The organism is Ruegeria sp. N11, from assembly GCF_056531525.1.
Genome location: NZ_JBQFLX010000011.1, coordinates 55146 through 80022, shown reverse-complemented (window position 1 = coordinate 80022; position 24877 = coordinate 55146). Strand labels below are relative to the sequence as shown.

25 protein-coding genes are annotated in these 24877 nt (G+C 56.9%); 22 read left to right on the top strand and 3 right to left on the bottom strand.

Features of this window, described 5'->3' with window-relative positions:
• Positions 1-28 precede the first annotated feature (28 nt).
• Genes ACR0J8_RS13255 through ACR0J8_RS13245 form a run of 3 tightly spaced genes read left to right on the top strand, consistent with a single transcriptional unit; the run spans position 29 to position 2572 of the window.
• The gene (locus ACR0J8_RS13255; protein WP_480525408.1) at positions 29-1189 is read left to right on the top strand and encodes a fatty acid desaturase family protein; all 1161 of its coding nucleotides are present in this window, start codon (positions 29-31) and stop codon (positions 1187-1189) included.
• Complete coding sequence (locus ACR0J8_RS13250; protein WP_480525409.1) at positions 1189-1500, top strand: MocE family 2Fe-2S type ferredoxin; 312 nt, start codon at positions 1189-1191, stop codon at positions 1498-1500. Before ACR0J8_RS13255 ends, ACR0J8_RS13250 begins: the two co-directional genes overlap by 1 nt.
• Before the next feature lie 4 nt (positions 1501-1504).
• Positions 1505-2572 carry a hypothetical protein gene (locus ACR0J8_RS13245; RefSeq protein ID WP_480525410.1) on the top strand — a complete coding sequence of 356 codons (1068 nt, stop codon included), beginning with the start codon at positions 1505-1507 and terminating at the stop codon, positions 2570-2572.
• Positions 2573-3078: 506 nt separating this feature from the next.
• Here ACR0J8_RS13245 and ACR0J8_RS13240 read toward each other — a convergent pair.
• Positions 3079-4113: a LacI family DNA-binding transcriptional regulator gene (locus ACR0J8_RS13240; protein WP_480525412.1), complete on the bottom strand. Its 1035-nt coding sequence runs from the start codon at positions 4111-4113 to the stop codon at positions 3079-3081.
• A gap of 130 nt (positions 4114-4243) precedes the next feature.
• Between ACR0J8_RS13240 and ACR0J8_RS13235 the strand changes: the two genes are divergently transcribed.
• The 14 genes from ACR0J8_RS13235 to ACR0J8_RS13170 all read left to right on the top strand — a co-directional run bounded on the left by ACR0J8_RS13235 (position 4244) and on the right by ACR0J8_RS13170 (position 17235).
• Positions 4244-4429 (top strand): hypothetical protein, encoded by a 186-nt coding sequence (locus ACR0J8_RS13235; protein ID WP_170614589.1) that lies wholly within the window; start codon positions 4244-4246, stop codon positions 4427-4429.
• Positions 4430-4451: 22 nt separating this feature from the next.
• A complete protein-coding gene (locus ACR0J8_RS13230; RefSeq protein ID WP_170614590.1) occupies positions 4452-5597 on the top strand; it encodes a TRAP transporter substrate-binding protein in 1146 nt (381 codons plus the stop codon).
• Positions 5598-5710: 113 nt separating this feature from the next.
• Positions 5711-6223 carry a TRAP transporter small permease gene (locus tag ACR0J8_RS13225; protein ID WP_170614591.1) on the top strand — a complete coding sequence of 171 codons (513 nt, stop codon included), beginning with the start codon at positions 5711-5713 and terminating at the stop codon, positions 6221-6223.
• Positions 6224-6234: 11 nt separating this feature from the next.
• Positions 6235-7563 (top strand): TRAP transporter large permease, encoded by a 1329-nt coding sequence (locus ACR0J8_RS13220; protein WP_170680424.1) that lies wholly within the window; start codon positions 6235-6237, stop codon positions 7561-7563.
• Between the two features lie 12 nt (positions 7564-7575).
• Positions 7576-8883 (top strand): histidinol dehydrogenase, encoded by a 1308-nt coding sequence (gene hisD, locus ACR0J8_RS13215; protein WP_321253872.1) that lies wholly within the window; start codon positions 7576-7578, stop codon positions 8881-8883.
• Positions 8876-9637, top strand: coding sequence for an SDR family NAD(P)-dependent oxidoreductase (locus ACR0J8_RS13210; RefSeq protein WP_480525415.1), 762 nt, complete (start codon positions 8876-8878; stop codon positions 9635-9637). Before hisD ends, ACR0J8_RS13210 begins: the two co-directional genes overlap by 8 nt.
• Positions 9634-10614 carry an alcohol dehydrogenase catalytic domain-containing protein gene (locus tag ACR0J8_RS13205; RefSeq protein WP_480890605.1) on the top strand — a complete coding sequence of 327 codons (981 nt, stop codon included), beginning with the start codon at positions 9634-9636 and terminating at the stop codon, positions 10612-10614. The genes ACR0J8_RS13210 and ACR0J8_RS13205 overlap by 4 nt, the downstream gene beginning before the upstream one ends.
• A 27-nt stretch (positions 10615-10641) precedes the next feature.
• On the top strand, positions 10642-11052 hold the full coding sequence (locus ACR0J8_RS13200) for a universal stress protein (RefSeq protein ID WP_170806438.1): 411 nt from the start codon (positions 10642-10644) through the stop codon (positions 11050-11052).
• A 62-nt stretch (positions 11053-11114) separates the two neighbouring features.
• Positions 11115-11621, top strand: coding sequence for a sulfopyruvate decarboxylase subunit alpha (comD, locus tag ACR0J8_RS13195; protein WP_170614597.1), 507 nt, complete (start codon positions 11115-11117; stop codon positions 11619-11621).
• Positions 11618-12172, top strand: coding sequence for a sulfopyruvate decarboxylase subunit beta (gene comE / locus ACR0J8_RS13190; protein ID WP_170680415.1), 555 nt, complete (start codon positions 11618-11620; stop codon positions 12170-12172). The genes comD and comE overlap by 4 nt, the downstream gene beginning before the upstream one ends.
• Positions 12172-13266, top strand: a complete 1095-nt coding sequence (locus ACR0J8_RS13185; RefSeq protein WP_480525419.1) for an alpha-hydroxy acid oxidase — start codon at positions 12172-12174, stop codon at positions 13264-13266. The genes comE and ACR0J8_RS13185 overlap by 1 nt, the downstream gene beginning before the upstream one ends.
• 264 nt (positions 13267-13530) lie before the next feature.
• Complete coding sequence (gene xylB / locus ACR0J8_RS13180; protein ID WP_480525421.1) at positions 13531-14988, top strand: xylulokinase; 1458 nt, start codon at positions 13531-13533, stop codon at positions 14986-14988.
• On the top strand, positions 14985-15944 hold the full coding sequence (locus tag ACR0J8_RS13175; RefSeq protein WP_480890599.1) for an aldose epimerase family protein: 960 nt from the start codon (positions 14985-14987) through the stop codon (positions 15942-15944). Before xylB ends, ACR0J8_RS13175 begins: the two co-directional genes overlap by 4 nt.
• Positions 15934-17235: a cytochrome-c peroxidase gene (locus tag ACR0J8_RS13170; RefSeq protein WP_480525425.1), complete on the top strand. Its 1302-nt coding sequence runs from the start codon at positions 15934-15936 to the stop codon at positions 17233-17235. The genes ACR0J8_RS13175 and ACR0J8_RS13170 overlap by 11 nt, the downstream gene beginning before the upstream one ends.
• On the opposite strand, the gene ACR0J8_RS13165 is transcribed toward ACR0J8_RS13170, so the two are convergent.
• Both ACR0J8_RS13165 and ACR0J8_RS13160 read right to left on the bottom strand, forming a co-directional pair.
• Entirely contained in the window at positions 17236-18747 is a 1512-nt protein-coding gene (locus ACR0J8_RS13165) for a CRTAC1 family protein (protein WP_480890595.1), read from the bottom strand.
• The gene (locus ACR0J8_RS13160; protein ID WP_480890592.1) at positions 18737-19954 is read right to left on the bottom strand and encodes an ROK family protein; all 1218 of its coding nucleotides are present in this window, start codon (positions 19952-19954) and stop codon (positions 18737-18739) included. Before ACR0J8_RS13160 ends, ACR0J8_RS13165 begins: the two co-directional genes overlap by 11 nt.
• Positions 19955-20141: 187 nt before the next feature.
• Between ACR0J8_RS13160 and xylF the strand changes: the two genes are divergently transcribed.
• The 5 genes from xylF (at position 20142) to ACR0J8_RS13135 (ending at position 24874) form a co-directional block, all read left to right on the top strand.
• On the top strand, positions 20142-21125 hold the full coding sequence (xylF, locus tag ACR0J8_RS13155; protein ID WP_480525504.1) for a D-xylose ABC transporter substrate-binding protein: 984 nt from the start codon (positions 20142-20144) through the stop codon (positions 21123-21125).
• A 62-nt stretch (positions 21126-21187) separates the two neighbouring features.
• Positions 21188-22486 carry a sugar ABC transporter permease gene (locus ACR0J8_RS13150; RefSeq protein ID WP_480525429.1) on the top strand — a complete coding sequence of 433 codons (1299 nt, stop codon included), beginning with the start codon at positions 21188-21190 and terminating at the stop codon, positions 22484-22486.
• Positions 22486-23289 (top strand): ATP-binding cassette domain-containing protein, encoded by an 804-nt coding sequence (locus ACR0J8_RS13145; protein ID WP_480890589.1) that lies wholly within the window; start codon positions 22486-22488, stop codon positions 23287-23289. The genes ACR0J8_RS13150 and ACR0J8_RS13145 overlap by 1 nt, the downstream gene beginning before the upstream one ends.
• A 9-nt stretch (positions 23290-23298) precedes the next feature.
• Positions 23299-24606 (top strand): xylose isomerase, encoded by a 1308-nt coding sequence (gene xylA, locus ACR0J8_RS13140; protein WP_480890586.1) that lies wholly within the window; start codon positions 23299-23301, stop codon positions 24604-24606.
• A gap of 91 nt (positions 24607-24697) precedes the next feature.
• Positions 24698-24874 carry a (2Fe-2S)-binding protein gene (locus ACR0J8_RS13135; protein WP_480890694.1) on the top strand — a complete coding sequence of 59 codons (177 nt, stop codon included), beginning with the start codon at positions 24698-24700 and terminating at the stop codon, positions 24872-24874.
• The last annotated feature ends 3 nt before the right edge of the window (positions 24875-24877 follow it).

The following is a 24877-nucleotide window of genomic DNA, read 5'->3' as shown; positions in this document are numbered from 1 at the left end:
ACTGCCATGAGCGATGAAGAGAGGGGATATGAGTAAGTCGACCGCATCCACTGGCTCGGATTTCGCTGTTCGGGACTATTCCCTGACCGGTACGAGTACGCGCCAGGCGATAGAGGCCGGTCTGTCGGCCGCCGAGTGGTATCATAGCGAGGTTCCCCGAAAGAAGCTGAAGTCTCTAATGAAGCGTCGGGATGCGCCTGCCATTCGTGACACAGTGATCTGGATCGCCTTGCATTTTGTGTTTGCGGCTGGCGGGCTTTACTTTTGGGGCAGTTGGCTTTGCGTGCCTTTCTGGTTTGCTTACGGGGTTGTGTACGGTTCTGCTTGCGACAGTCGTTGGCACGAATGTGGTCACGGAACAGCGTTTCGAACCCGCTGGATGAACGATGTCGTGTACCACATCGCGTCCTTCCAGATCATGCGAAACCCGGTCAATTGGCGCTGGAGCCACGCGCGGCATCACACCGATACACTTATTGTTGGCCGCGATCCGGAAATTGCGTGGATGCATCCGATCAACCTGATCCTTAAGACGCTTGCATTTGTAGGGATTGTTGAGACCTGGACTTCGCTCGAAGTTCTGATGCGAAATGCCATGGGGAACCTGTCGCAGGAAGAGCGGGACTACATTCCGGAAAGCCAGTGGTCGAAAGCAGTATTCTGGGCACGGGTTCACGTCGCAATCTACGCCGCTGTTTTATTGGTTTCATTGGTATTGTTTGTCTCTGGGGCAGCTTGGAAGTCCCTGATCCCGATACTCCTGATCGGCGGCCCCCGGGTCTATGGATGCTGGCATTTTGTAATGACGGGGCTGCTTCAGCATGGAGGATTGGCCGAGAACGTTCTTGATCACAGGTTGAATTCCCGAACGCTCTACATGAACCCGATCAGCCGTTGGGTTTACTGGAACATGAATTACCACATCGAGCATCATATGTTCCCGATGGTGCCATATTACTCACTTCCAGCGCTTCATGAGTTGATCAAGGATGACCTGCCGCCGCCGAACACTTCAATTTGGGATGGCTACAAAGAAATGATGGGTTCCGTCATGAAGCAACGCATTGATCCGAACTATGCAATTCGAAAAACACTTCCAACGACGGCGCGACCTTATCGAGAGCATTTGCACATGGCTGTTCCCGAGCGAAAAACGGAAACTGTAAGCGGCGACCGGGAGGGAGTGTAATGCCTTGGTTCGACGCTTGCGCCGTAGACGATGTTGACGAAGAGGACGTCATTCGTTGGGATCACGAGGGCCGTACATACGCAATTTTCCGTAGTCAGGATAATGAGTTCTACTGCACTGATGGTCTCTGTACACACGAACATGTGCACTTATCGGACGGCCTGGTGATGGATTATGAGATCGAGTGCCCCAAGCACAACGGGCTATTCGACTACCGCTCGGGCAAAGCTCTACGAGCGCCTGCATGTGAAGACCTTCGCACCCACGAAACCAAAGTGGAACATGGTCGTGTGATGGTTCTGGTGGAATGATGGTTTGGGTGAGGTATCAATTGTGATCAACCTGTCCGCTACTGGTATCCGGCTTTCCTTCGATTTGCAGTTGGGGTTGATCGAGAGCTTTTGCGTAAATGACGGCGGTACCGAGATCTCGCCGCTGCATCGCGCACCTTGGGTCGGAACGGGCGAAGCCATGCCCGAGGGTATTGCGTCTCATCTGGAAAAGCTCGGTGGTGATTTTTTCTGCGCGCCTTTCGGGGCAACCGAGGGCGCGTCGCCGCTGCATGGATGGCCGCCCAATTCACGCTGGGTATTGAAGGAAAAGACCGAAAACTACTTACGAGCCGAGCTCGAAATAACGGTCTATGGGGCAAGGCTGCAGAAAGAGATCACACTGCGCCCGGGGCATCCATTTGTCTATCAGCGTCATACGTTCATTGGTGGCGATGGGTTGGTGCCGGTAGCCAATCACGCGAACGTATCTTTGCCAAATGGCGGGATCATTCAAACCTCTCGAAAGCAGTGTTGGAGAACACCTCAGACCCCGCTGGAAGTTGATCCGTCATTGGGCCATTCAGCGCTAAAATACCCGGCTGAAAGTGATACTTTGACGTCTTTCCCTGGTATGGGAGACGAATTGGACCTGTCACACTATCCATGGTCTTCGAAAAGCGAAGATTTTGTCGTTGGGCTGGAACCCCCTGAAGTGAAACTGGGGTGGACTGCGGTTATTCGCCCGGTGGAGGGTGACGTTTTCCTGTCACTCAAATCGGCACAGGCTTTGCCGATGACAATGTTGTGGCATTCCAACGGAGGTCGTTACTATGCTCCGTGGTCGGGCAGGCACTTCGCCTGCCTTGGGGTCGAGGAAGGGGCCGCGTCGACCGTTCTGGGCACTGATGAAAACAGTTTTCCCAATGGTCGTGGAGTCATTCAACTGGTTCCCGATGGCCAAGTTGAGATTAGTCATGTCGTCGGCGCGTTTCGTTGGCGTGATGGGGGTGGGGTGAGCGCCATTGAGACCGGGAAAGATCAACTCCTGATCCGAAATACGAAGAACGAGGAGGTCCTTTTGCCGTTTGACCTGCAAGCACTCCGCATTTGAGTGGATGGAAGCTGCGCATCCACACTGTTGATGCCCGGCATCAAGGGTGCCATTCAATGCTTCTCTCTCGAAGTCTGCTTCATCCGGACAATGCGGCGAGCCGGCCTTTTCGACCGAGCGTCCGCAATGATCTCTAAAGGCCTTGCTCTGGTCCGGCATGAGGCTTTGCGCTCCACCACCCAGAAACTCGCCAGAGTTCGGGCGGTATAGATGGCAAGGCGGTGGACCACGATTTCCAGAATACGGCACCAAGATGATAGCGATTATTTCTTATCTATTTTAGGGTGTTAGGGTGACGCGTCAAAGCCGGCGCAGGCAAAGCTCTCTGAATGCAGACCAAGATCGAACAGCGGCGACAGACTGCGCCCATCACTGCCGGTCAAGTTGACGTTGCTGGGAAGGTTGCCGACCGTGCTTTGGGTACAGTGCGCTTTGGTCGGGCAGTTGGCTATCCGCAAATGTCTGACTTCACTGGGGCGAAAACGGAGGATGCAAACCCCACGCGTCTATTGCGATGTGTGGCAGTCGGGTTCTGCCAGCGAATGTCGGCTGACCAGCCTTGTATTGATGCAGATTGAATGGCCTTCCGATTTGCCCTCAACCATTGCAGTCAATTCAAGCGCGGCCTTGCGACCCATTTCCCGGTGGGGAACATGTACGGTCGTCAAGGCCGGGCTGACGATCTCGGCCAATTCTATGTCATCGAAACCCGTTACCGAAACTTGTTCCGGCACCTTTATTCCAAGTCTTCGGGCCTCGCACAGTGCACCTGCGGCCAGAACATCGTTGCCGCACATGACCACTGTTGGCCTTGGGGTGAGGGCCATCAGTTGCCGAAAGGCTTCAGCGCCCTTGTCAATTTCGTAAGTAGTTTCGATCAAGGTCAAGGCATCGGCGTCGAGGTTGCTCTGTGACATAGCCTGCCTGACACCTTCGACGCGGTTTTGCGCCCGATCGTTTCCTTTTGTCTTGCCCGAAATCATGGCGATCCGCCGGTGGCCTGCCGCAATCACGGTTCGCGCCAGTTCCCCCATAGCATCCTTGTTGCTGAAACCGACGGACGGCCGCTTGACGTCCGGGTCGTAGGACCAGGCAACAAGTGATGGAATCTGGTGGCGCTCCAGATACTCATAAATGTCTGCGTCACGCTCATGTCCGATAAGAAGCAACCCGTCCGCACCGCGGGCGACAAGCGTGCGGATCTGCTCTCTCTCCACTTCGGGGTCGTAAGCGGAACTGGATACCAGAAGGGTATATCCGCTTTCACGAAGCTGGTCCTGAAACTCCTGCAATCCGCGGGCGAAGATTGCGTTGTCCATTGTGGGAATAATCGCGCCGATGGTGAAGCTGCGATTCGCTGCCATTACACGAGCTGCAAAATTCGGCGTATAGCCCAACGATTCGACCGCTTGCATGACCCGATGTCGGGTTTGCTCGATTACCCGTTCCGGCGAATTCAGGCATCGCGACACAGTGGCGGTCGAAACGCCTGCCGCCTTTGCAACGTCGTTAAGTGTCGGAGCTGAACGGGTTTTTCCCATGCGGAGCCTGCTGTTGCTTTGGCACCGTCATACCACAAAAAACCGGTCTTGCCATCTGTTGATGTAAGCGCTTGCATTATTGATGTAAGCGCTTACAAATAGGGTTGAGAAAACAATCCGGGGTTTTGCGATGTTCCTTTGGGCTGCTGCTGTCGTCTTTGCCGTATTTTTCACAAATGTGGCGCTGGGCGCATTTGGAGGCGGCGGATTCCTGGGGGATGTCGGTGAGATGCTGGTTCTGTTTGCTGCCTCGATCCTGTTCGTGGCGGCCATTCTCAAGCGAGAGGCTGACCAAGAAAACAACAATGGCAGCTGACAGATTCAATGGGAGGAAGAAAATGACGAATGGCAAGGATGGCCTCAAATCTGCTGAGCGCCGGAATTTTCTGAAGCTGGCTTCAACCGGCTCGTTCACAGCGGCGGTGGTGGCCGGAGCTGGCGGCGTATTGTGGTCTTCGGAGGCCGCAGCGCAAACCGCCAAAGAAGAGAAAGAACGCGAGAATGCAGCCGAGCATGTGATGACCGTCGCCACGGCTTACGTGCTGGGCGCGTCGCGTAGTTATCCGATCATGCAGTTGGATTTAAAGGAAAATATCCAGAACGCGACCAACGGCAAGATCTACGTCAAGCTGGCTCCCGGTGGGCAGTTGGGTGCGGGCGGCGCGCTGGTTCAAAAGGTTCAGGGCGGCACAATTCAGGCAGCACAGCATTCGCTGTCGAACTTTGCGCCTTTTGCCTCGACCGTCGATCTGATCAACATGCCGTATCTGTGCGGCTCGAACCAGCGGTTCACCAATCTGGTGCATTCCGACACTTGGAAGAACGAAGTGCATCCCAAGGTCGAAGCCGCCGGATTCAAGGCCCTGTTCTACGTTGTGATTGATCCAAGGGTTGTCGCGGTGCGTCAGGGCGGAAACGCCATTCTTACCCCGTCGGACATGAGCGGTGTGAAATTCCGCGTGCCCGGCTCGAAGATGCTGCAGCAATACTATCGGATGGTCGGTGCCAACCCGACACCTGTCGCATGGGGCGAGACGCCATCGGCGATCAAGCAGGGTGTGGCCGATGCGCTGGATCCGTCGGTCGGTGCGTTGTATGTCTTTGGCTTCAAGGACATTCTCAGCAACGTCACCTTCACGCAGGCCGTGCCGGACAGTCAGGTCTATTCCTGTAATCTGGAATGGTTCAATTCACTGCCATCCGATGTGCAAGAGGGCATCATGTGGGGGTCGGAAATGACCAGCCACCAGAACCTGTCCAAAGTACCGTCGGCACGAGCCTATGCCATGGCGGAACTGAACAAGGCAGGCGTACAATTCCATTCGCTGTCCGATGATCAACTGGCCGAGTGGAAGGATGCCGGTGGCTACCAGCGTTCGGAATGGGATCCGTTCAAGACCGAACTTGCAGGCTCGATGGACAATTTCGAAAAACTGGTCGAGGCGGCTGGAACGCAGGGCAAGTACTACGTCCACGACGCATAAGATCCGACGGGCGAGGGGGGCTGACCTCTCTCGCCCGTTTTACCACGTGCAACCAGATGGCGGCGGTCCCAGCGGACCGGCAGGTCTAGTGTTGCCAGGGACCGGGGCCGGAAATGACCATATTGCAAAAAATCGACCGAGACGCCGAGCGCTGGCTGCTACTGGTGTTCTACGTGATGCTTGTCATCACCATGGCGATCGAGGTGTTGCGGCGTGAAGTGTTCGCATTCTCCTCGATCTGGGGCGAAGAGATCGTCCGCTATTCCTTCATATATCTCGCCTGGATCGGCGCGGCGGCGGCCGTCAAGGAACGCGCCCATATCCGCATCGACGTGATCATGCATTATCTCGGGCCACGCCCCAAGGCGGCTTTGTACATCTTCGGCGATTTGGTGATGTTCGTGGTGGCCGTTATCGCGCTTTACTGGTCATATGAGGCGGTTCATGTCTCGGCCAAGTTCGGTTCGGTCACGGACGGGTTGCGGGTCTCCAAGGTCTGGTTCCTGATGGCTGTGCCGACCGGATTTGCGCTGATGATATGGCGCCTGATCCAATCCCTTTTGCGCGACCTGAAATCCCTTCGCGACGGCACGCCCGTCTTCGAAGGCGACAAGCTGTTTGATTGAGGAGAACTCGAATGCTCTGGAACTCCCTCAATCAAACCGTTGAGCTGGGATGGGATTTTTACCTGCCGGTGATCCTGTTCGTGGGCCTGATCGCCTTGGCGGTGCCGGTCTGGGCCGCCATTGGTACCGCCGCGATTGTCATGCTGATCATGTCGGGCGACCTGCCGCTGAGCGCCATCGGTGAAAGCCTGTTCACCGGTATCGACGCATTTGCACTGACAGCTGTGCCGCTGTTCATCCTGACCGGCGATGTGCTTGTGCGAACCGGCCTCAGTAAGAAATTTCTGGATGTGGCCGAGGCGCTGACCTGCTGGACGCGCGGCGGTTTCGGATCAGCGACCGTTCTGGTCTGCGGGATGTTTGCGGCGATCTCGGGCTCGGACGCGGCGGGTGCCGCTGCCGTGGGGCGGATGACAATCGCGCGGCTTGTCGAAAGCGGTTACCCCCGACCCTATGCCTGCGCCCTGGTGGCGGCTGGCGCCTGTACCGGCATCCTTATCCCACCTTCAATCGCGTATATCATTATCGGTCTTGTACTGGGCATCTCAGCGTCAACACTGTTTCTGGCGGCGCTTATCCCGGGTCTTGCGATCCTGGTGTCGATCCTGATCACCAACATCATCATGAACCGCCTTTATACCTATGAGACCGGCGGCAATATGGGGCTGGGCGAGTGGATGGGCAATCTGGGTCAATCGTTGAAATCCGGCTGGTATGCCTTCATCGTGCCGGGAATCATTTTCTACGGCATCTTCTCGGGCCGTCTGACCCCGACCGAAGCCGGTGCAACGGCGGTGGTCGTAACCATCGTGATGGGTTTCATACTGGGCACCCTGAAGCTGTCGGACTTTCCGGCGATGCTTGTCAGCTCTGCCAAAGTGAACGGGGTGATCCTGCCGATCATCGCATTTTCAGCCCCGCTGGCCGAGGCGCTGGCAATCATGGGTGTGCCGCAGGGCTTTGTGACCGCCGTGACCGGGCTGACCGATGATCCGGCCATGCTGATCCTGTTGATGATCTGCATCCTGATCGCAGCGGGCTGCGTTATGGAGACGACGCCCAACATCGTGATCCTGGCGCCAATCCTGAAACCCCTGGCCGACAACATCGGCATGAACGAAATCCAGTTCTGCATCATGATGATCACCGCGCTGGGCGTTGGCTTCATCACGCCGCCCCTGGGGCTGAACCTCTTTGTTGTCTCCGGCATTACCGGCGAGTCGATCCTGAAAATCGCAGCCCGTGCCGTTCCCTTTGTTCTGACAATGCTGATCGTCGTGCTGCTGATCGCCTATTTCCCGCCGATCTCGACCACTTTGCTTCCTGATATCTACAAGTAGGACCCCCTGGAAATGACCCGTGAATATCTGAAAAAGGCCACCCTGACTCCCAAGTCGGACGCGTCTGAAACTCATAAGATCGTGCAGGGCATCCTCGACGACATTGAGACTGGAGGCGATGCCAAGGCTCTGGAATATGCCGCAAAGTTTGACCAGTACGAGGGCAACGTGCTGCTGACGCCGGAAGAGATCGAGGCCGCTTGTGCACTGGTCCCGGAGAAACTGAAGGCGGATATTCGGTTTTCCCACGACAATGTTCGCCGCTTTGCCCAACTGCAAAAAGGCACGGTGCATGACGTGGAAATGGAAATCTCCCCCGGTTTCGTGACCGGGCAAAAGGCGATCCCGGTGGATGCGGCCGGATGCTACGTTCCGGGCGGGCGCTACAGCCATATTGCCAGCGCCATCATGACCGTGACCACCGCCAAGGTGGCAGGGTGCAAGCATATCACCGCCTGTTCGCCGCCGCGCCCCGGCGTCGGTGTGGCCCCGGCCATCATCTATGCTGCCCATATCTGTGGCGCGGATAAAATCATGGCAATGGGTGGTGTTCAGGGTGTTGCGGCAATGACATTCGGTCTGTTTGGCTTGCCCAAGGCAAACATCCTGGTGGGCCCCGGAAACCAGTTTGTCGCCGAGGCGAAGCGCATCCTGTTTGGCCGCGTCGGCATCGACATGATAGCAGGCCCGACTGACAGCCTGATCCTGGCTGACGGCACAGCGGACGCCCACATCGTTGCCACCGATCTGGTGAGCCAGGCAGAGCATGGCTACAACTCTCCGGTCTGGCTGGTTACCGACAACCGCGCCCTGGCGGAAGACGTGATGCGGCTGGTACCGGATTACATCAACGACCTGCCCGAGGTGAACCGCGAGAACGCCGCAGCGGCCTGGCGTGATTATGCCGAGGTGATCCTTTGTGCGGATCGAGAAGAAATGGCCGCCTGTTCCGACGAATACGCGCCCGAGCATCTGACAGTGCAGGCCGCGGATCTGGATTGGTGGCTTGAGCGGCTGACCTGCTACGGCTCATTGTTCCTGGGTGAAGAGACTACAGTTTCCTACGGCGACAAGGCCGCAGGGACCAACCATGTGCTGCCGACTTCGCGCGCGGCAAGCTATACTGGCGGGCTGTCGGTTCACAAATACATGAAGATCGTCACCTGGCAGCGCGCAACCCGCGAGGGTTCGAAACCAGTGGCCGAGGCCACCGCGCGGATTGCCCGGCTGGAAGGGATGGAGGGGCACGCGCGTGCCGCCGACGTCCGGTTGGCCAAGTACTTCCCGGACGAAGTCTTTGATCTGACCGCAAATGGCTGACCCGCGAGCCCTGTTCGATCTGACAGGCCGAACTGCCTGCGTAACCGGTGCCAGTTCCGGTTTGGGACGGCAAGCGGCAGTGACGCTCGCTGCCGCCGGAGCGCAGGTTGTGGCGGTCGCACGGCGTGCCGAGGCATTGGAAGGTCTGTGTGCGGAAATCGGGGCTGGCGCTGCCCATGTGGTGGCGGATGTGGCGGACCGCAGCGGGCTGAAGGCGCTGGCAGAAGCGATTTCGGCCCCCTTCGGAATGCCGGATATTCTGGTACATGCGGCCGGGATCAATACACGGCAGCCAGCGGACGAAGTGACGATTGCGGATTGGGACCAGACGCTGGCTTTGAACCTTTCAGCGCCGTTCTTTATCAGCCAGGCATTTGTGCCTGCGATGAAGGAACGGGGGTGGGGGCGGATCGTCAATTTCGCGTCGCTCCAGACCTTTCGGGCTTTTCCCGGTGGCATCGCATACGGAGCCAGCAAGGGCGGGGTCGGTCAGATGACCCGCGCCATGGCTGAAGCCTGGTCGCCCCACGGCATCACCGCCAACGCGATCGGGCCCGGGTTCTTCCCGACCGAGCTGACACAGGCCGTGTTCAGCGACAAGGCGCGTGCTGCGGGCAATGCGGCGCAAACCTGTATCGGCCGCAATGGCCGGCTTGAGGATATCGACGGACCGCTGTTGTTTCTGTGTTCCGAAGCGTCGGGTTATGTCACCGGGCAAGTCCTGATGGTTGACGGAGGGTTCACGGCAAAATGAAAGCGCTTGTCTATGAAGGGGTTGAGAAGCTTGGCTTTCGCGATGTGCCGATGGCTGCGGCCCAGGCAGGCGAACACCTGATCCGCATCCATGCCTCGGGCATCTGCGGGTCCGACATGCATGCCTATATGGGTCATGACGCCCGGCGTCCTGCGCCGCTCATATTGGGGCACGAGGCGGCTGGAGTAATCGTGGGCGGGCCGCGTGATGGTCAAAGGGTAACGATCAATCCGTTGGTCACCTGTGAAGAGTGTGCAGCCTGTGTGTCCGGGCGCGAAAACCTCTGCGCCCGCCGCGAGATCATTTCAATGCCCCCGCGCGAGGGGGCCTTTGCGCAGTTCGTGGCAATCCCCGAGCGCAATCTGGTAACGGTGCCGGATGACGTGCCGCTGGAAAAGGCGACGCTGAGTGAACCGCTGGCCGTAAGCTGGCATGCCGCCCGACTTGCACTCGAAGCGCTGAATCCACAGATGGAACGCTGCGCGCTTGTCATCGGCGGCGGCGCGATCGGGCTGGCGGCTGCCTTGGCGTTTCGCGCCATGGGTGTGGATGATGTGACGATACAGGAACCCAACGCCGCCCGCCGTGCCTTTCTGACAGAGCGCTGCGGCCAACAGACAATCGACGCGTTTCAGGGCATGGTGCCGCTGGTGTTGGATGCGGTGGGGTATGCTGCCACCCGTGCCGCAGCCTCGGCGATTGCAATGCCGGGCGGAGTAATTGCGCATGTCGGTCTGGGTGAGGATGCAGGCGGTCTGGATATCCGCCGCATGACCTTGCAGGAAATCACATTCATCGGCACTTATACCTATACCGCGCAGGATTTCCGTGACACCGCACAGGCAATTTTTGAAGGTCGCTTGGGCCCGCTCGACTGGCCCGAACTGCGCCCGTTGTCTGACGGCGCTGCCGCTTTTCACGACTTGCGGTCCGGTTCGGTGGCCGCGCCCAAGATTATCCTCGACCCGTGGGCCTGAACGCCTGCGATAAAACGGAGAGAACCCATGTATGACAAAGTCCTGGTTCCTATGGCCCTGGATCACGGAGTTTCCGGCACCACCCTCAGGGCCGCCACGACATTATGCAATCCGGGTGGGCAGATCATCGCTCTGCACGTCTACGAAGCGCCGCATGGCTCAGTCGGCACTTATTTGGACGAAGACGTCGTGCGCGAAGGGTTCGAAACGGCCCGCCGCCAGCTGGCCCAGAAAACGTCAGACCATGACAACGTAACAGCCGAGATCGTGAAGGGCCGTTCGTATCGCGGCATCGTCGAATACGCGGAAAAACACGGCGTGGACTGCATTGTCGTTGGTTCTCACAAGCCCGGCCTCAGCGACTATTTTCTGGGCACAACGGCAGCCCGCGTTGTTCGCCATGCTCCGTGCGCGGTGCATGTCTGCCGCACCGCCTGAACCCCGATACTGACACATCCAACCGCGCGTTATGCGCCACAGACAGGACTGATATCCCGGATATGGACATAGACAAAAAGATAACAGACGACCTGGTTGCGAACGATGTTTCGTTCGTAACCACCGTCCCTTGCAAGCAATTGGCGGGCGTGATCGAAGAAATCGACCAGCGCGACGGCATCTATCACATACCTTCGAACAAGGAAGACGAAGGCATGGGCCTGTGCGCAGGGGCATGGATGGGCGGCAAGCGCCCTGCGATTATCATGCAGAACACCGCCATCGGCGTTACGATCAACACGTTGGCCACCCTGATCCAGTACTACCGGATGCCACTGCCCATGCTGATTTCGTATCGCGGTGAGCTGCGCGAACCCATCGCCTGCCAGGTCGAGATGGCGGTGCACACCAAGGCACTGCTGGCCCAGCTCAATATCCCGACATATCATTTCCACCATCAGTCGGATGTCGAGGAACTGGACGCGATCCTGAAATACACCTTCATGTGCAACAAGCCGGTCGCCATCCTGACCGACGCCAACTTCTGGGGAGGCTACGGCGACCAATGATCCGCTCTGAAATCCTGAAGGAAATCGCCCCGATCCTGCGTGATCAGCTGGTTGTCTGCAATATCGGCATCCCCAGCCAGGAACTGCACGCCATCGACGATCAGCCGACCAACTTCTACATGCTGGGCACCATGGGACTGGCCTCGAGCATCGGTCTGGGGCTCGCCCTATCGCAGCCGAAGCCGGTGATCGTCATCGATGGTGACGGCTCGATCCTGACCAATCTTGGTACTTTGCCGACCATCGCCAACAACGTGGCCGACAACTATATCCTGCTGATCGTGGACAATGGCTCATACGGGTCGACCGGGGATCAGCCGACCTATGCCGGGCAGAAAACGTCCCTGACGAAAATGGCCGAGGCCGCCGGGTGCGAGCGGGTGATCGAATGTGCCGCCCAGGACACGGGCCGTGTGCTGCAAGAGGCACTGGATGCCAAACAGATGACCATCATCGTCAGCAAATGCGAAAGCGGAAATGCCAAGATGCCGCCGATCACGATGGACCCGGTCGTCATCCGCGACCGCTTCATGAAGGCCGTACAGGCCTGATGGCCGCAGGCACCATCCATAGCGCCGAAGACGCCCGCCGTCTGGCTAGGCGGCGTCTGCCGTGGATGGTGTTCGATTATATCGACGGCTCCGCCGGGGCCGAAACCGGCGCGGCGCGCAACCGTGCCGCATTGGACGCCATAACCTTGCGACCCCGTATCCTGCGCGATGTCAGTCAACGGTCGATGGCGTCTCGGGTCTTTGATGTCGAGGCAGACAGGCCCTTCGGTATCGCCCCCATGGGGATGTGCAACCTTGCCGCCCCGGGCGCTGATTTGATGCTTGCGAGGCTTGCGGCGCGCTACAGCGTGCCACATGTCGTATCGACCGTGGCCTCGACGCCGATGGAAGAGATCATTACCGAGGCCGAAGGTAATGCCTGGTTTCAGTTGTATTTCAGCGGAGACGGGACGGGATCTTTCAAACTGGCCGAGCGTGCGAAACAGGCCGGGTATGACATCCTTGTCCTGACCGTCGATGTCCCCGAGGTCGGCCGTCGCCCGCGCGAATTGCGCCATGGGTTCAAGATGCCGTTCCGCATCGGCCCGCGCCAGTTCATCGACTTCGCACTGCACCCGTACTGGTCATTGAACACCCTTCTGAAGGGCAAGCCTGTGATGGCCAATTTCGAGATGGAAGGCTATGACTTCGATCGTACCGAAAGCCGGGCGCGTGCCACATGGGACACTTTGGTGCAATTGCGCGACCTTTGGCCTGGAAAACTGGTCGTCAAGGGCGTGCTGGACGTCGAAGATGCCCGCAACCTGATGTCGGCAGGCGTGGATGCCATCCAGGTTTCAAGCCATGGCGCGCGGCAGTTGGATTCTGCGCCTGCGCCGATTGACATGCTGGCAAAGATCCGTGCCGATCTTGGGCCAGACTTTCCCGTGTTCTACGACAGCGGCATCCGGTCAGGCGAAGATGTTCTCAAGGCATTGTCGGTCGGGGCGGACTACGTATTTGTCGGAAGGATCCTGCAGTATGCCATTGCGGCCGCGGGTGAATCCGGTTTGGAGCAATTGTGGGACGCGCTTAGCGAAGAACTGAGCATTGCCATGGCGCAGACCGGGAAGACCTCTCTGACCGGCCCCTGACTGCGAGCACTGCGCGCGTAAAACACCCGACAATCCGGCTGAAATAGCGGTCGCTTACGGCTTGACCTATTTTGCGGAACTGCGACGCTTGGGGTAGGCCGTTGAGTTCAGCTCGGGCCAGTACTGCACCACCTCTTTTGCGGAACTGCGGGATAGAAGGGACTTCATGTCGCGCCCCACACGGAGTGGTTTGATCAGCGCCTTGACAAGATCTCGGGTTCAATTAATTTTATCAACTAAAATAAAAATGGGGATTTGCGTCGAATGTACCTTGGGTTGGATTTGGGAACATCTGGTCTCAGAGGGATTTTGGTAGATGAAAACGGTTTGGTCGTAAGCAGCGCCGAGGTCAGCGTTTCAACTTCGACGCCAAAGTCTGGATGGTCCGAACAGAACCCATCAGATTGGATTGATGCGTGCCAAGAAGTTGTCAGGCAAATCCGCGTCAGCAACGAAAGTGCCTTCGCAAAACTGCTGGGTATCGGTCTTAGCGGACATATGCACGGTGCCACCCTTCTGGATAAAGCCGGCAATGTTTTGCGACCATGTATTCTTTGGAACGACACACGGTCCGCTGATGAGGCGAGGATGTTGGATCAGACACCGCAGATGCGCGCCATATCAGGGAATATCGTGTTCCCGGGGTTCACAGCGCCAAAATTGGAATGGGTGCGCTCACATGAGCCGGAGGTATTCGCAAAGACCGCTAAAGTTCTGCTGCCAAAAGACTATTTGCGATTCTGGCTGACGGGCGAATATGTCTCGGATGTGTCAGACAGTGCGGGGACCTCCTGGTTGGATGTTGGCGCTCGGCAATGGTCGGAAACCGCGCTGGCCGCTTGCCACATGCGCACGGACCAAATGCCTTGCTTGGTTGAAGGCAGTGAGCCTGGTGGAGAGTTGAAAGCCGAGTTGCGGCAAGAGTGGGGGCTTTCCGGGCGTGTTGTCGTAGCCGGAGGAGCAGGGGACAACGCCGCATCAGCCTGCGGTATCGGCAGCATTCGGGACGGTGCAGGCTTTGTCTCACTGGGAACCTCCGGCGTTTTGCTTGTTGCCAGGGATACCTATGCGCCCGCACCTGAAACTGCTGTGCACTGCTTTTGCCATGCTATCCCGGACAAGTGGATACAAATGGGGGTTATCCTGTCGGCCACAAACAGCATGAACTGGCTGTCACGGAACCTCGGTAAACCAGTGGAAGAACTGGTTGCGGCGTTGCCTGACGGGGTGACTGGGCCTTCGTCGGTTACGTTCCTTCCCTTCCTGTCCGGCGAACGAACCCCGCACAACGACAGCAAGATCCGGGGCGCATTTCTGGGCGTGGACGTGGCATCCGAACCTGTCGATCTGACCCGAGCGGTGATGGAGGGTGTTGCATTTGCGATGAGAGATTGCCTTGAAGCCCTGAAAAGTACGGGAACAGAACCAAACAGCCTGATGGCCGTAGGAGGGGGCGCGCGGTCGAGGTTTTGGTTGGAAACACTCGCAACCGTTTTGCAGGTGCCGCTGGACGTGCCCAAAGGCAGCGAATTCGGAGCGGCCATGGGCGCCGCGCGCCTTGCCATCTGTGCTGCCAACAACACAAATCCGGCAGATGTCATGACGCCGCCGGAGATCGAGGAAACTATAGAGCCGCGTAGTGACCTGATCGACCTTTATGAAAGCGAATACGGGCGATACCGGCAATACTACAAGGCGCTCGCGCCGTTGGCGGCAAGATGACACCGGACACGGAAAAGCTCTCTCGGGTCGAAACAGCTGTGTTGACGGATGGGGAAATGCGGGCCTCGGTCCTGAATTACGGCGCAATCACGCAAGAGTGGTTGTACAAGGACAGGCCGCTCATTCTGGGGTTCAATGACCTGTCCGCGTACTTCAAAGATACAAGTTATACGGGTGCAATTGTCGGACGCGTCGCGAACCGGATTGGCGGTGCGCGCTTTGATCTGGAAGGCACTGGTTTCGAACTGAGCGCCAATGAAAGTGAAAACACCCTTCATGGTGGAGAGAAGGGACTTTCCAGTCAATTCTGGGATCTCAAGAAGATGGCGCCAAACGAGGTCTTGCTGAGCTATCTTTCACGCGACGGGGAAAGCGGCTTTCCGGGGGAGGTTAGGTTCGAAGTCCGGATCTCGCTGCAGCTTCCGCGATTGATTTATTCGTTCACAGCCAATCCGGACCGGCCTACGCCCATCAGTCTGACGCAACACAACTACTACACCTTGGGAAGCTCATACGGGGTCGACGCGCACAGGTTGAAACTTGCCTCAAACCGGTATCTGGAAATCGACCATCAAGGAATTCCTTCCGGTCGGGTCTGTTCAACCACGGAAAACGAGTTGGACTTTGAAGAGTCAAAATCGATTGGAAGTATTTCTGCAGGGATCGATCACTACTTTTGCTTCGACCAAAACCGTGATCCAAAGGCTCCGGTAGCGGTATTTTCGGCACCTTCTGGTCTTGCTTTGACAGTCTATTCTGACCAGCCTGGAGCGCAGGTGTATTCAGGGGCGAAGATGGCAAAACCGTTTCGTGGTTCGTCCGGTCTCTGTATTGAGCCATCGGGATACCCCAACGCCCCAAATATCCCGTCGTTTCCGTCGATTATCTGTACACCTGATAACCCGTACCGTCAGGTGCTTGCCTTAGAGATCTCTGAGGGTTGGCATGAGGGCTAAGTCGTTAATCACAGTTTTCAGCCTGTCCATTTGGGGCGCCGGTGGCATAAGTGCTCAAGAGCTTGGGCCGAGGCCGGAGTTCCTTGATCCTGATTTCGACAGCGTCGAGTTGGGGCGGTTTCTGTTCTACGACCCGATCTTGTCGGGCAACAAGAACATCAGTTGCGCGACCTGTCATCATCCCAGGCTGGGTACGTCAGATGGTCTTTCCCTTGGCATCGGGGAAGGGGGAATAGGGCTGGGTACGGATCGCACGCTGGATCCCCTGAACACGCCCGAACAACGAATTCCGCGAAACTCGCCAGGTCTTTGGAACCTCGGAGCCATTGAGTTCACGACGTTCTTTCATGACGGGCGGCTTGAGACGGACCCGAGCCAAGTCAATGGCATCAGGACGCCGCTGGGAACGCATATGAGGCCCGGCTTCCAGTCGGCACTGGCGGCACAAGCCATGTTTCCAGTTTTGTCGGCGGACGAAATGGGTGGTCATTATTCCGAGAATGACGTCAGCAAAGCGGTGCGACTTGGGTTTTTGACACAACCAGGCGGCGCATGGGATCTGATTGCAGCCCGTGTCGCGGCTGTTCCGGAGTACCGGCAAAGGTTCGATGAGATCACGCCGGGCAAAGAGATCACATTCACGGATATTGCCAACGCAATCGCGGATTTCATCGCGTTCGAGTGGCGCGCGGATAACAGCCCGTTCGACCGCGCGATGAGAGGTGAAGGTGAGTTGTCGGAAAAGGCCACATTCGGCATGAGCCTTTTCTACGGCAAGGCTGAGTGCAGCAGTTGCCATTCGGGCTGGTTCCAGACGGATCACCAGTTTCATTCAATCGCGATGCCCCAAATCGGCCCCGGAAAAGCGGCGCGGTTTGAGAGCCACAATCGGGACGACGGGCGTCTCCGCGTGACTGGTCGCGCAGAGGATACATTTGCTTTTCGAACACCCTCACTGCGTAACGTGACGCTGACTGCTCCGTATGGACATAACGGAGCTTTTGCCCGTCTTGAAGACATGGTGCGCCACCATCTGGATCCGGTGACGTCATTGAAAAACTACTCGATTGAAATGGCCTGGTTGCCAGACTTCCCGGGTTCCGAAGATCAAAATCCAATGCTGGACCAGCAAAATGTGGATGCGATTGCCGAAAGTAACGGCTTGTCTAAAATCACCCTGACAGATCAAGAGATTAAGGCGCTGCTGAGCTTTCTGGCAAGCCTTGAACATCCGGCGGAGCGGCTCGGTGTGCCCGATCAGGTTCCCAGCGGCCTGCCCATTGACAAGTAACTAACGCCGAATTCGGAAGATCTGGTTGGCGTGGGTTTCCAGCCACTCGCTTGTCTTTCCATCCGGCCAGATCACACGAACCTGCACGCGGTCATCATTCCCCAGGCCAAAATGATGGAACCCGGCTATGCCCCCGGCATGACCGCCGCCAACTGTTATTTCGCGGGTCTGAACACCTTGCGAAGTTCTGAGTTCGACAAACCCTCCTATCGCTGCTCGATTTAATTGATCCTGAGTAAGATCAACCAACAGCCAATTGCCACCCTGCGAGATGTTCTGGCTGACTTCGAGTGCCGAACCACGGTTGACGACCACCAGATCCAATCTTCCATCATTGTTCAAATCTGCCAGGGCCGCACCGCGAGACTTTGCCATCGACGCCACTCCGGCATCGACTGAGGCTTCGACGAACTGACCTTCCGGGGTTTGCATGAGCAGGTTGTTGGGATCGTTCAGGGCGGCGTCGGGCATTTGCTCGACATTGCCTTTCGCAACGAAGATGTCGTCCTTACCATCGTTGTTGACGTCGCCAAATTGAGCGTGCCAGCCGGTCGACGGTCTTCCGTCACCGCCACTATGCGGTCTGTGGGCTGTTGTTCCCTTTTCGTAGGTCGCATCGCGCCAAGTCGGGCCGTTGGCGCTTGGGTCAAAAACCTGAAGCTTCTGATCGCCCATGGAGGTCAGATAAACTTCGGGAAAGCCGTCGCCGGTCAGATCCCTTGATGCGATCCCCATTCCCCAGATCGAATAGGGTAACCAGCCTTCATCCAGATCATACAACCGCGGTTCGGCTTCCATGGCCCACAATTGCTCTTGTCCACCCCTGACGTAGTAATGGCGGTCATTGCTGACGCGAAGGTCCGCGCGTCCGGTCCGGGCCCAGTCGGAAAACATAATTGAAAGCGAACAGTGGCCGGGTTCAAGGTGCAGCGGCTGCTGGTAGCCGCTGCCATGGGGGCGGTAGAGGAGAGTGGGTCCGCAAGTTTCAAAAGGGCCGTCGGGATCGAACCGATTAACATAAGTCCCGAATGCCAGCGTCGGTAAGGACTGCCCATCTTCCCAAGTGGCTGAAAAACCTGTGGTCCAGTGATCTTCTGACAAGAAGCCAAGGCTATCAAAAGGGCCGAACCGACAATTTTGGTGGCCTTTGAGAAGAAGGTCCGGACCAACACGCAAAACCGCCAGATCCATCAGACCGTCGCTGTCGATATCCAGCGGATACGCGCCGGTTACGCCGGTCAGAGACAATTCATCGGGCGTCTCGACCTTAAAAGAAATCGTGCCCTGCGAAGTGTTGTGGAACAGTTGCGACCGGTTCGATCCGCCGGCCACGAACAGTTCGGGCAAAGAATCTCCGTTGCAATCGAACACGGCGACACCGCCGCCGACAAAATGCTCCCAGCCGCCATCGTAAATATGTTCCGGCACCTCGATGCCAACGAACTCGGGGGCGTTCGGCCCGGCATTTGCAGTGGTGGCAAGAACCACAAGGGCAGCAAACTTAGGACGCATTCGCCGAGAGTTCCTTGACCTTTAGGATCGAAATCTGTTCGATTCCGTATGCTGCGGCGCCTTTGGCCCACATCAAGTCGCCCCAATGGTGAACTTTGATATCCGGCAACGGCGCATCGACGTTCACGACACCGCTTCGGATGCGGGTCATAACCTCGCTGGAACATAGATGCTCAAAGCTTTTTTTCGTGCCCGAGACGATAATGCACTCGGGGTCAAAAAGGTTGATCAGATTGGAAACCCCAAGTCCAAACATTTGACCAGCACGGGCCAACACGGAAGACGCTCTTTCATCTCCAGAGTCGGCCAGATCATGAATGTCGGAAACAGCCTGCATTTCATTGGAATGACCTGTGACCGTCATTTCACGGATCAGCGCATAATCTCCGATATAGGCTTCCAGACATCCGCGTTGACCGCATTGGCACAATGCGCCGTCAAGCTGTACCTTGGTGTGCCCAAACTCAGCTCCGCAGCCGCGCTCTCCTCGATATAGCTTTCCGTCCAGAACGATACCCAGACCGACCCCATGTTCGATCGTGACAACAAGGAAGTTGCTCAGCCCCTTGCCAAGACCAAACAACTGTTCGGCCTTTGCAACAAGGTTCGCGTCGTTATCCACGAAAGCAGGGCAGGACAGTTCTTTTGACAGCAGGCGATTGAAATCGATGTTTCTTTCGGCAATCGAAGATGACCAGTGCACGAAGTTTCCCCTGGCATCAACGAGACCAGCCACCCCGATTGAGACGCCAGCAAGGTCGTCAACAGATGCATCAATCTTTCCGCAGGTCTCCTCGAGTGCCTCGCGGATCGCCAGCACAAAATCCGTCGACGACATTCTGGCGGATTCCAGCGCATACTTGTGTGAAGCCACCTCATTGCCTTGGAAGTCGACCAGAATGACCGAGATTACCTGACGCGCGACCTTGAGCCCTGCGACAAGGTAAGACTGACCGTCCAATTGCAGCAAAACTCTTGGTCTGCCTCTTTTCCCGGATTTGAGCTGCGCTTCGCTTTGGGTTTCTTTGATCAATCCGGCCGAGATGAGATCTGCCGTCGCCGCCGTTACCGTAGCAGGGCTGGTTTGCAGGGCCGAAGCGATATCGATCCGCGAGACGGATCCTTTTGTTCTGATGTGCTCCAACACCCGTAGCCGGGTTGCATTTCTTTGTTCCAAAGAAACCGGAGAGGCTTTGCTTTTCAGCATCTTGTCCTCGCGAATCTCACCGCTGGCTCAACTTATTTGAATTTCAGTTCCTCTAATAGAGTAAATATTTTACCGGCTGAAATAAATGTGCTATTTAAAATCGTGAGAGCCGCGAATCGAGAAGCGATGGCTCGGCATATGGGAGGAAATCATGAAACGAATTCTCAGCTTTTCAGCTGCGGCCACTATGCTGGCCACGGTTGCATTCGCAGAGCCGGTGGTCGGTGTAAGCTGGTCCAACTTTCAGGAAGAACGCTGGAAGACGGACGAAGCGGCGATCAAATCGGCGCTGGAAGCAGGGGGTGCCGAATACATTTCGGCAGATGCGCAATCGTCTTCCGCAAAGCAGCTTTCGGACATCGAAAGCCTGATCGCCCAGGGTGTGGACGCCCTTATCATTCTGGCGCAGGACGCACAGGCTATCGGACCGGCGGTTCAGGCGGCAGCTGACGAAGGCATCCCGGTCATTGCTTATGACCGCCTTATCGAGGACGACCGTGCGTTTTACCTGACCTTTGACAATGTCGAGGTTGGCAGAATGCAGGCCCGGGCCGTTTTTGCGGCCATGCCCAAGGGCCACTACGTCATGATCAAAGGTTCGCCGACCGATCCAAACGCTGACTTCCTGCGGGGCGGCCAACAAGAAATCATCGGAGCGGCCGTCGACAGTGGTGACATCGTAATTGTCGGCGAAGCCTATACGGATGGCTGGCTTCCTGCGAACGCACAGCGGAACATGGAGCAGATCCTGACCGCAAATGAAAACAAGGTGGACGCTGTTGTCGCTTCGAATGACGGAACTGCAGGCGGTGTTGTTGCGGCCCTGACGGCACAGGGCATGGAAGGCATTCCGGTGTCGGGTCAGGATGGCGACCACGCAGCGCTGAACCGGGTTGCACTGGGCACTCAAACCGTTTCGGTTTGGAAAGATGCCCGTGAATTGGGCAAAGCGGCTGGTGAAATCGCATTGGCGCTGAGCGGTGGCACAAGTCCTGCAGATGTTGAAGGCGCGGTAAGCTGGACTTCGCCAGGTGGCACTGCGATGAACTCGGTCTTCCTGGCGCCGGTACCGATCACCAAAGACAACCTGACTGTTGTGGTGGATGCCGGATGGATTCCGCTGGAAGACTTGTGCCAGGGCGTCGAAAACGGCCCGGCCCCCTGTAACTAAAACCTAAAGTCCCTGGCCCTTTTTGGGGGCCGGGGACTATTGCTGACTATGAAAGATCGGAAATGACCGAAACTTCGTCTCAGCCGGTACCTGAAAAAGCGAAACCCAGCCTGTTTCAGCAATTGGAACTGGACATGCGGCTTTTGGGAATGATCGGCGCGTTTGTCATCCTGTGCATCGGGTTCAACATCGTCACCGATGGGCGGTTCCTGACACCTCGCAACCTGTTCAACCTGTCAATTCAGACGGTTTCGGTGGCAATCATGGCCTGCGGGATGGTGTTCATCATCGTCACGCGTCACATTGATCTGTCGGTCGGCGCGTTGCTGGCAACGACTTCGGCCGTGATGGCAATGACGCAAACCGATCTTTTGCCACAGGTCCTCGGGATGGGTTTGAACAACCCGGCAACCTGGGCGATTACCATTGTCGTCGGGTTGTTTGTCGGCACATTGATCGGTGCTTTTCACGGCTGGATGGTCGGGTACCTGACGATACCGGCCTTCATCGTCACTCTAGGCGGGTTTCTGGTCTGGAGGAACGTGGCATGGTACTTGACCAGCGGCCAGACCATTGGTCCTCTGGACAGTACGTTCCTGATGTTTGGCGGAACCAACGGAACCTTGGGGGCAACGACAAGCTGGCTGTTTGGCTTGTTTGCCACCGGGATCGCCATCTGGGCCTTGTGGAGCGGCCGTCGCGCAAAAGCCGCGCATGGCTTCCCCGTTAAGCCTGTTTGGGCCGAGGCCACCTTGGCCGGGATCATCGCAATTGCCATCCTTGGCTACGTCTACATCGTCAACAGCTACGCCATTCCGACGCGCCGATTGCAGCGCATGTTCGAAGCGCGCGGAGAGACGATGCCCGAAGGGCTGGTCGTCGGATACGGCATACCGATTTCTGTCCTCATCCTGATCATCGTGGCGGTGACACTTACGGTCGTGGCGCGAAAAACCCGGTTCGGGCGCTATATTTTTGCCACTGGTGGCAACCCGGATGCGGCAGAACTTTCGGGCATCAATACACGCCTGCTGACCGTGAAGATTTTTGCACTGATGGGCTTTTTGTGCGCTGTTTCGGCCGTGGTCGCCTCGGCCCGCCTTGCAAACCATTCCAACGACATTGGCACGTTGGATGAACTGAGGGTCATCGCCGCTGCCGTCATCGGTGGGACCGCGTTGTCCGGTGGCATCGGCACCATATACGGCGCGATCCTTGGCGCATTGATCATGCAAGCGCTGCAATCTGGCATGGCCATGGTTGGCGTCGATGCACCGTTTCAGAACATCGTGGTCGGCAGCGTTCTTGTACTGGCCGTCTATATCGACATCGTCTACCGCAAGCGACTGGGGGCAAAGTGATGCAAGCTCAGGACACGCAGAAAACACCAACCAATGCTGGCCGCGGATCTGGCGCGCCCCCATTGGTCGAGATGCGCGATATCTCGATCTCCTTCGGCGGGATCAAGGCCGTCGACCATGTGTCAGTCGATCTCTACCCCGGTGAGGTGGTTGGTTTGCTCGGACATAACGGGGCCGGGAAATCCACTTTGATCAAGGTCCTGTCCGGTGCCTATCAAATGGATCAGGGCGAAATTTTGATCGACGGCAAACGTGTCGAGATCGGAAACCCCCGTGATGCCCGCGCGAACAACATCGAAACGATCTACCAAACGCTCGCCTTGGCCGACAATCTGGATGCAACGTCGAACCTTTTCCTGGGGCGCGAGATGACGACGCCTTTCGGGTTGGTCAACGATGCAGCCATGGAGGCCGAGTGCCGCAAGATCATGGCGCAGCTGAACCCCAATTTTCAGAAGTTCAATGACCCGGTTTCCGCGTTGTCGGGGGGGCAAAGACAATCCGTGGCAATTGCCCGGGCTGTCTACTTCAATGCGCGCATTCTGATTATGGACGAGCCGACAGCGGCTCTTGGGCCGCATGAAACGCAGATGGTGGCGGATCTGATCCACCAGCTAAAGGCGCAAGGTATCGGTATCTTCCTGATCGATCACGATGTTCATGCCGTTATGGAGCTGTGTGACCGCGCCTCGGTCATGAAGAATGGGAAACTGGTTGGAACGGTCGATATCGCAGATGTCACCGATGACGACCTTCTGTCGATGATCATTCTCGGCAAGCAGCCAGAACAAAAAGCAGAGTAGGGGGCAGAAATGCCAAGCGGATTTTTTGAAGGGATCGAGCGGATCCGGTTTGAAGGCGTGGACAGCACAAACCCGCTGGCCTTCCGGCACTATGATCCGGACGAGATGGTCATGGGCAAACGCATGGAAGATCATCTGCGGTTTGCAGTCGCCTGGTGGCACTCATTCGCGTGGGAGGGCGGAGACCCCTTCGGTGGTCCTACCTTTGAACGCCCGTGGCATCCTCAGGATGATATGGGGCGGGCTCGTTTGAAGGCAGATATTGCTTTCGAAATGTTCGAAGTTCTTGGCCAGCCCTACTTCTGCTGGCACGACGCCGACATCCGGCCCGAACAGGGAAATTTTGCCGACAACCTGAGAACTCTGGAAGAAATCACGGATTACATTGGCGAAAAGATGCAGGTGTCCGGGACGAAACTGCTTTGGGGCACGGCCAATATGTTCAGCCATCGCCGCTGGATGGCCGGCGCCAGCACCAATCCTGACCCCGACGTTTTTGCCTTTGCGGCGGCAACGGTGAAATCCTGCCTGGACGCGACCCACAAGATCGGTGGTGAAAACTATGTACTTTGGGGCGGGCGCGAAGGGTACGAGACCCTGCTGAACACGGATATGAAAACCGAACTGGACCACATGGGTCGGTTTCTGAATATGGTCGTGGAGTATAAACACAAGATCGGGTTCAAGGGCACCATTCTGGTAGAACCCAAACCACAGGAGCCGTCCAAACACCAATACGACTATGACGCGGCAACCTGTATCGGGTTCCTCAGGAAATACGGTCTGGAGAACGAGGTGAAACTAAATCTCGAGCAGGGGCATGCGATCCTTGCAGGGCACAGCTTTGAGCATGAAATTGCAGTGGCCGCAGCCGAGGGAATGCTGGGCTCGATCGATATGAACCGCAACGACTACCAGTCGGGTTGGGATACAGACCAGTTCCCAAATAACACGCCGGAAGTAGCCTTGGCTTATTATTACATATTGAAGGCCGGCGGCTTTACCACCGGAGGCACAAATTTCGACGCAAAAATCCGCCGCCAGTCCATTGATGCAAAAGATCTGGTGGCTGCCCATGTAGGCGGTATGGATATCTGCGCCCGGGGTTTGAAAGCCGCTGCCGCCATGATTGAAGATGGCGGTTTGGAAGCTGAGCTATCGAAGCGGTACTCGGGCTGGAACACGCCTTCAGCGGCGACGATGCTGGATAGCGGTCTGGAAGAGATTGCTGCGCGCGTTTTGCGTGAGAACATAAATCCGAGGCCGCAATCGGGACATCAGGAAATCCTGGAGAACTATGTAAACAGGTTTGTCTGAACAGGGGCAGCATTCAATAAGCGGGTACTGAGAGATTGACACATTTGGCAGTTCACAGCGCTTGTCCCAACATTTGACCAATGATCTGTTCGTGTTTCGGCGTCGGGCTAAAAGCCATAATCGCGCAATTCACGACGAAAAACTGGTTGATGTGGATGAAATCGGAGACGCCCTTCAAGCTGGAACGAATTGTGGTTCGTGTCGGCCGGAGCTTGCCGATTTGGTCGTTGAACATTCGGAACGGCTTTGCCAGACGAACTTGGCCTGAGGT

Coding starts and splice junctions, on each gene's coding strand:
- comE (WP_170680415.1), top strand. CDS start 11,618: ATGATCCGCTCTGAAATCCTGAAGGAAATCGCCCCGATCCTGCGTGAT.
- ACR0J8_RS13240 (WP_480525412.1), bottom strand. CDS start 4,113: ATGGGAAAAACCCGTTCAGCTCCGACACTTAACGACGTTGCAAAGGCG.
- ACR0J8_RS13205 (WP_480890605.1), top strand. CDS start 9,634: ATGAAAGCGCTTGTCTATGAAGGGGTTGAGAAGCTTGGCTTTCGCGAT.
- ACR0J8_RS13200 (WP_170806438.1), top strand. CDS start 10,642: ATGTATGACAAAGTCCTGGTTCCTATGGCCCTGGATCACGGAGTTTCC.
- ACR0J8_RS13250 (WP_480525409.1), top strand. CDS start 1,189: ATGCCTTGGTTCGACGCTTGCGCCGTAGACGATGTTGACGAAGAGGAC.
- ACR0J8_RS13175 (WP_480890599.1), top strand. CDS start 14,985: ATGACACCGGACACGGAAAAGCTCTCTCGGGTCGAAACAGCTGTGTTG.
- xylA (WP_480890586.1), top strand. CDS start 23,299: ATGCCAAGCGGATTTTTTGAAGGGATCGAGCGGATCCGGTTTGAAGGC.
- ACR0J8_RS13185 (WP_480525419.1), top strand. CDS start 12,172: ATGGCCGCAGGCACCATCCATAGCGCCGAAGACGCCCGCCGTCTGGCT.
- ACR0J8_RS13165 (WP_480890595.1), bottom strand. CDS start 18,747: ATGCGTCCTAAGTTTGCTGCCCTTGTGGTTCTTGCCACCACTGCAAAT.
- hisD (WP_321253872.1), top strand. CDS start 7,576: ATGACCCGTGAATATCTGAAAAAGGCCACCCTGACTCCCAAGTCGGAC.
- ACR0J8_RS13210 (WP_480525415.1), top strand. CDS start 8,876: ATGGCTGACCCGCGAGCCCTGTTCGATCTGACAGGCCGAACTGCCTGC.
- ACR0J8_RS13230 (WP_170614590.1), top strand. CDS start 4,452: ATGACGAATGGCAAGGATGGCCTCAAATCTGCTGAGCGCCGGAATTTT.
- ACR0J8_RS13225 (WP_170614591.1), top strand. CDS start 5,711: ATGACCATATTGCAAAAAATCGACCGAGACGCCGAGCGCTGGCTGCTA.
- xylB (WP_480525421.1), top strand. CDS start 13,531: ATGTACCTTGGGTTGGATTTGGGAACATCTGGTCTCAGAGGGATTTTG.
- ACR0J8_RS13145 (WP_480890589.1), top strand. CDS start 22,486: ATGCAAGCTCAGGACACGCAGAAAACACCAACCAATGCTGGCCGCGGA.
- ACR0J8_RS13150 (WP_480525429.1), top strand. CDS start 21,188: ATGACCGAAACTTCGTCTCAGCCGGTACCTGAAAAAGCGAAACCCAGC.
- ACR0J8_RS13160 (WP_480890592.1), bottom strand. CDS start 19,954: ATGCTGAAAAGCAAAGCCTCTCCGGTTTCTTTGGAACAAAGAAATGCA.
- ACR0J8_RS13255 (WP_480525408.1), top strand. CDS start 29: ATGAGTAAGTCGACCGCATCCACTGGCTCGGATTTCGCTGTTCGGGAC.
- xylF (WP_480525504.1), top strand. CDS start 20,142: ATGCTGGCCACGGTTGCATTCGCAGAGCCGGTGGTCGGTGTAAGCTGG.
- ACR0J8_RS13220 (WP_170680424.1), top strand. CDS start 6,235: ATGCTCTGGAACTCCCTCAATCAAACCGTTGAGCTGGGATGGGATTTT.
- ACR0J8_RS13235 (WP_170614589.1), top strand. CDS start 4,244: ATGTTCCTTTGGGCTGCTGCTGTCGTCTTTGCCGTATTTTTCACAAAT.
- ACR0J8_RS13170 (WP_480525425.1), top strand. CDS start 15,934: ATGAGGGCTAAGTCGTTAATCACAGTTTTCAGCCTGTCCATTTGGGGC.
- comD (WP_170614597.1), top strand. CDS start 11,115: ATGGACATAGACAAAAAGATAACAGACGACCTGGTTGCGAACGATGTT.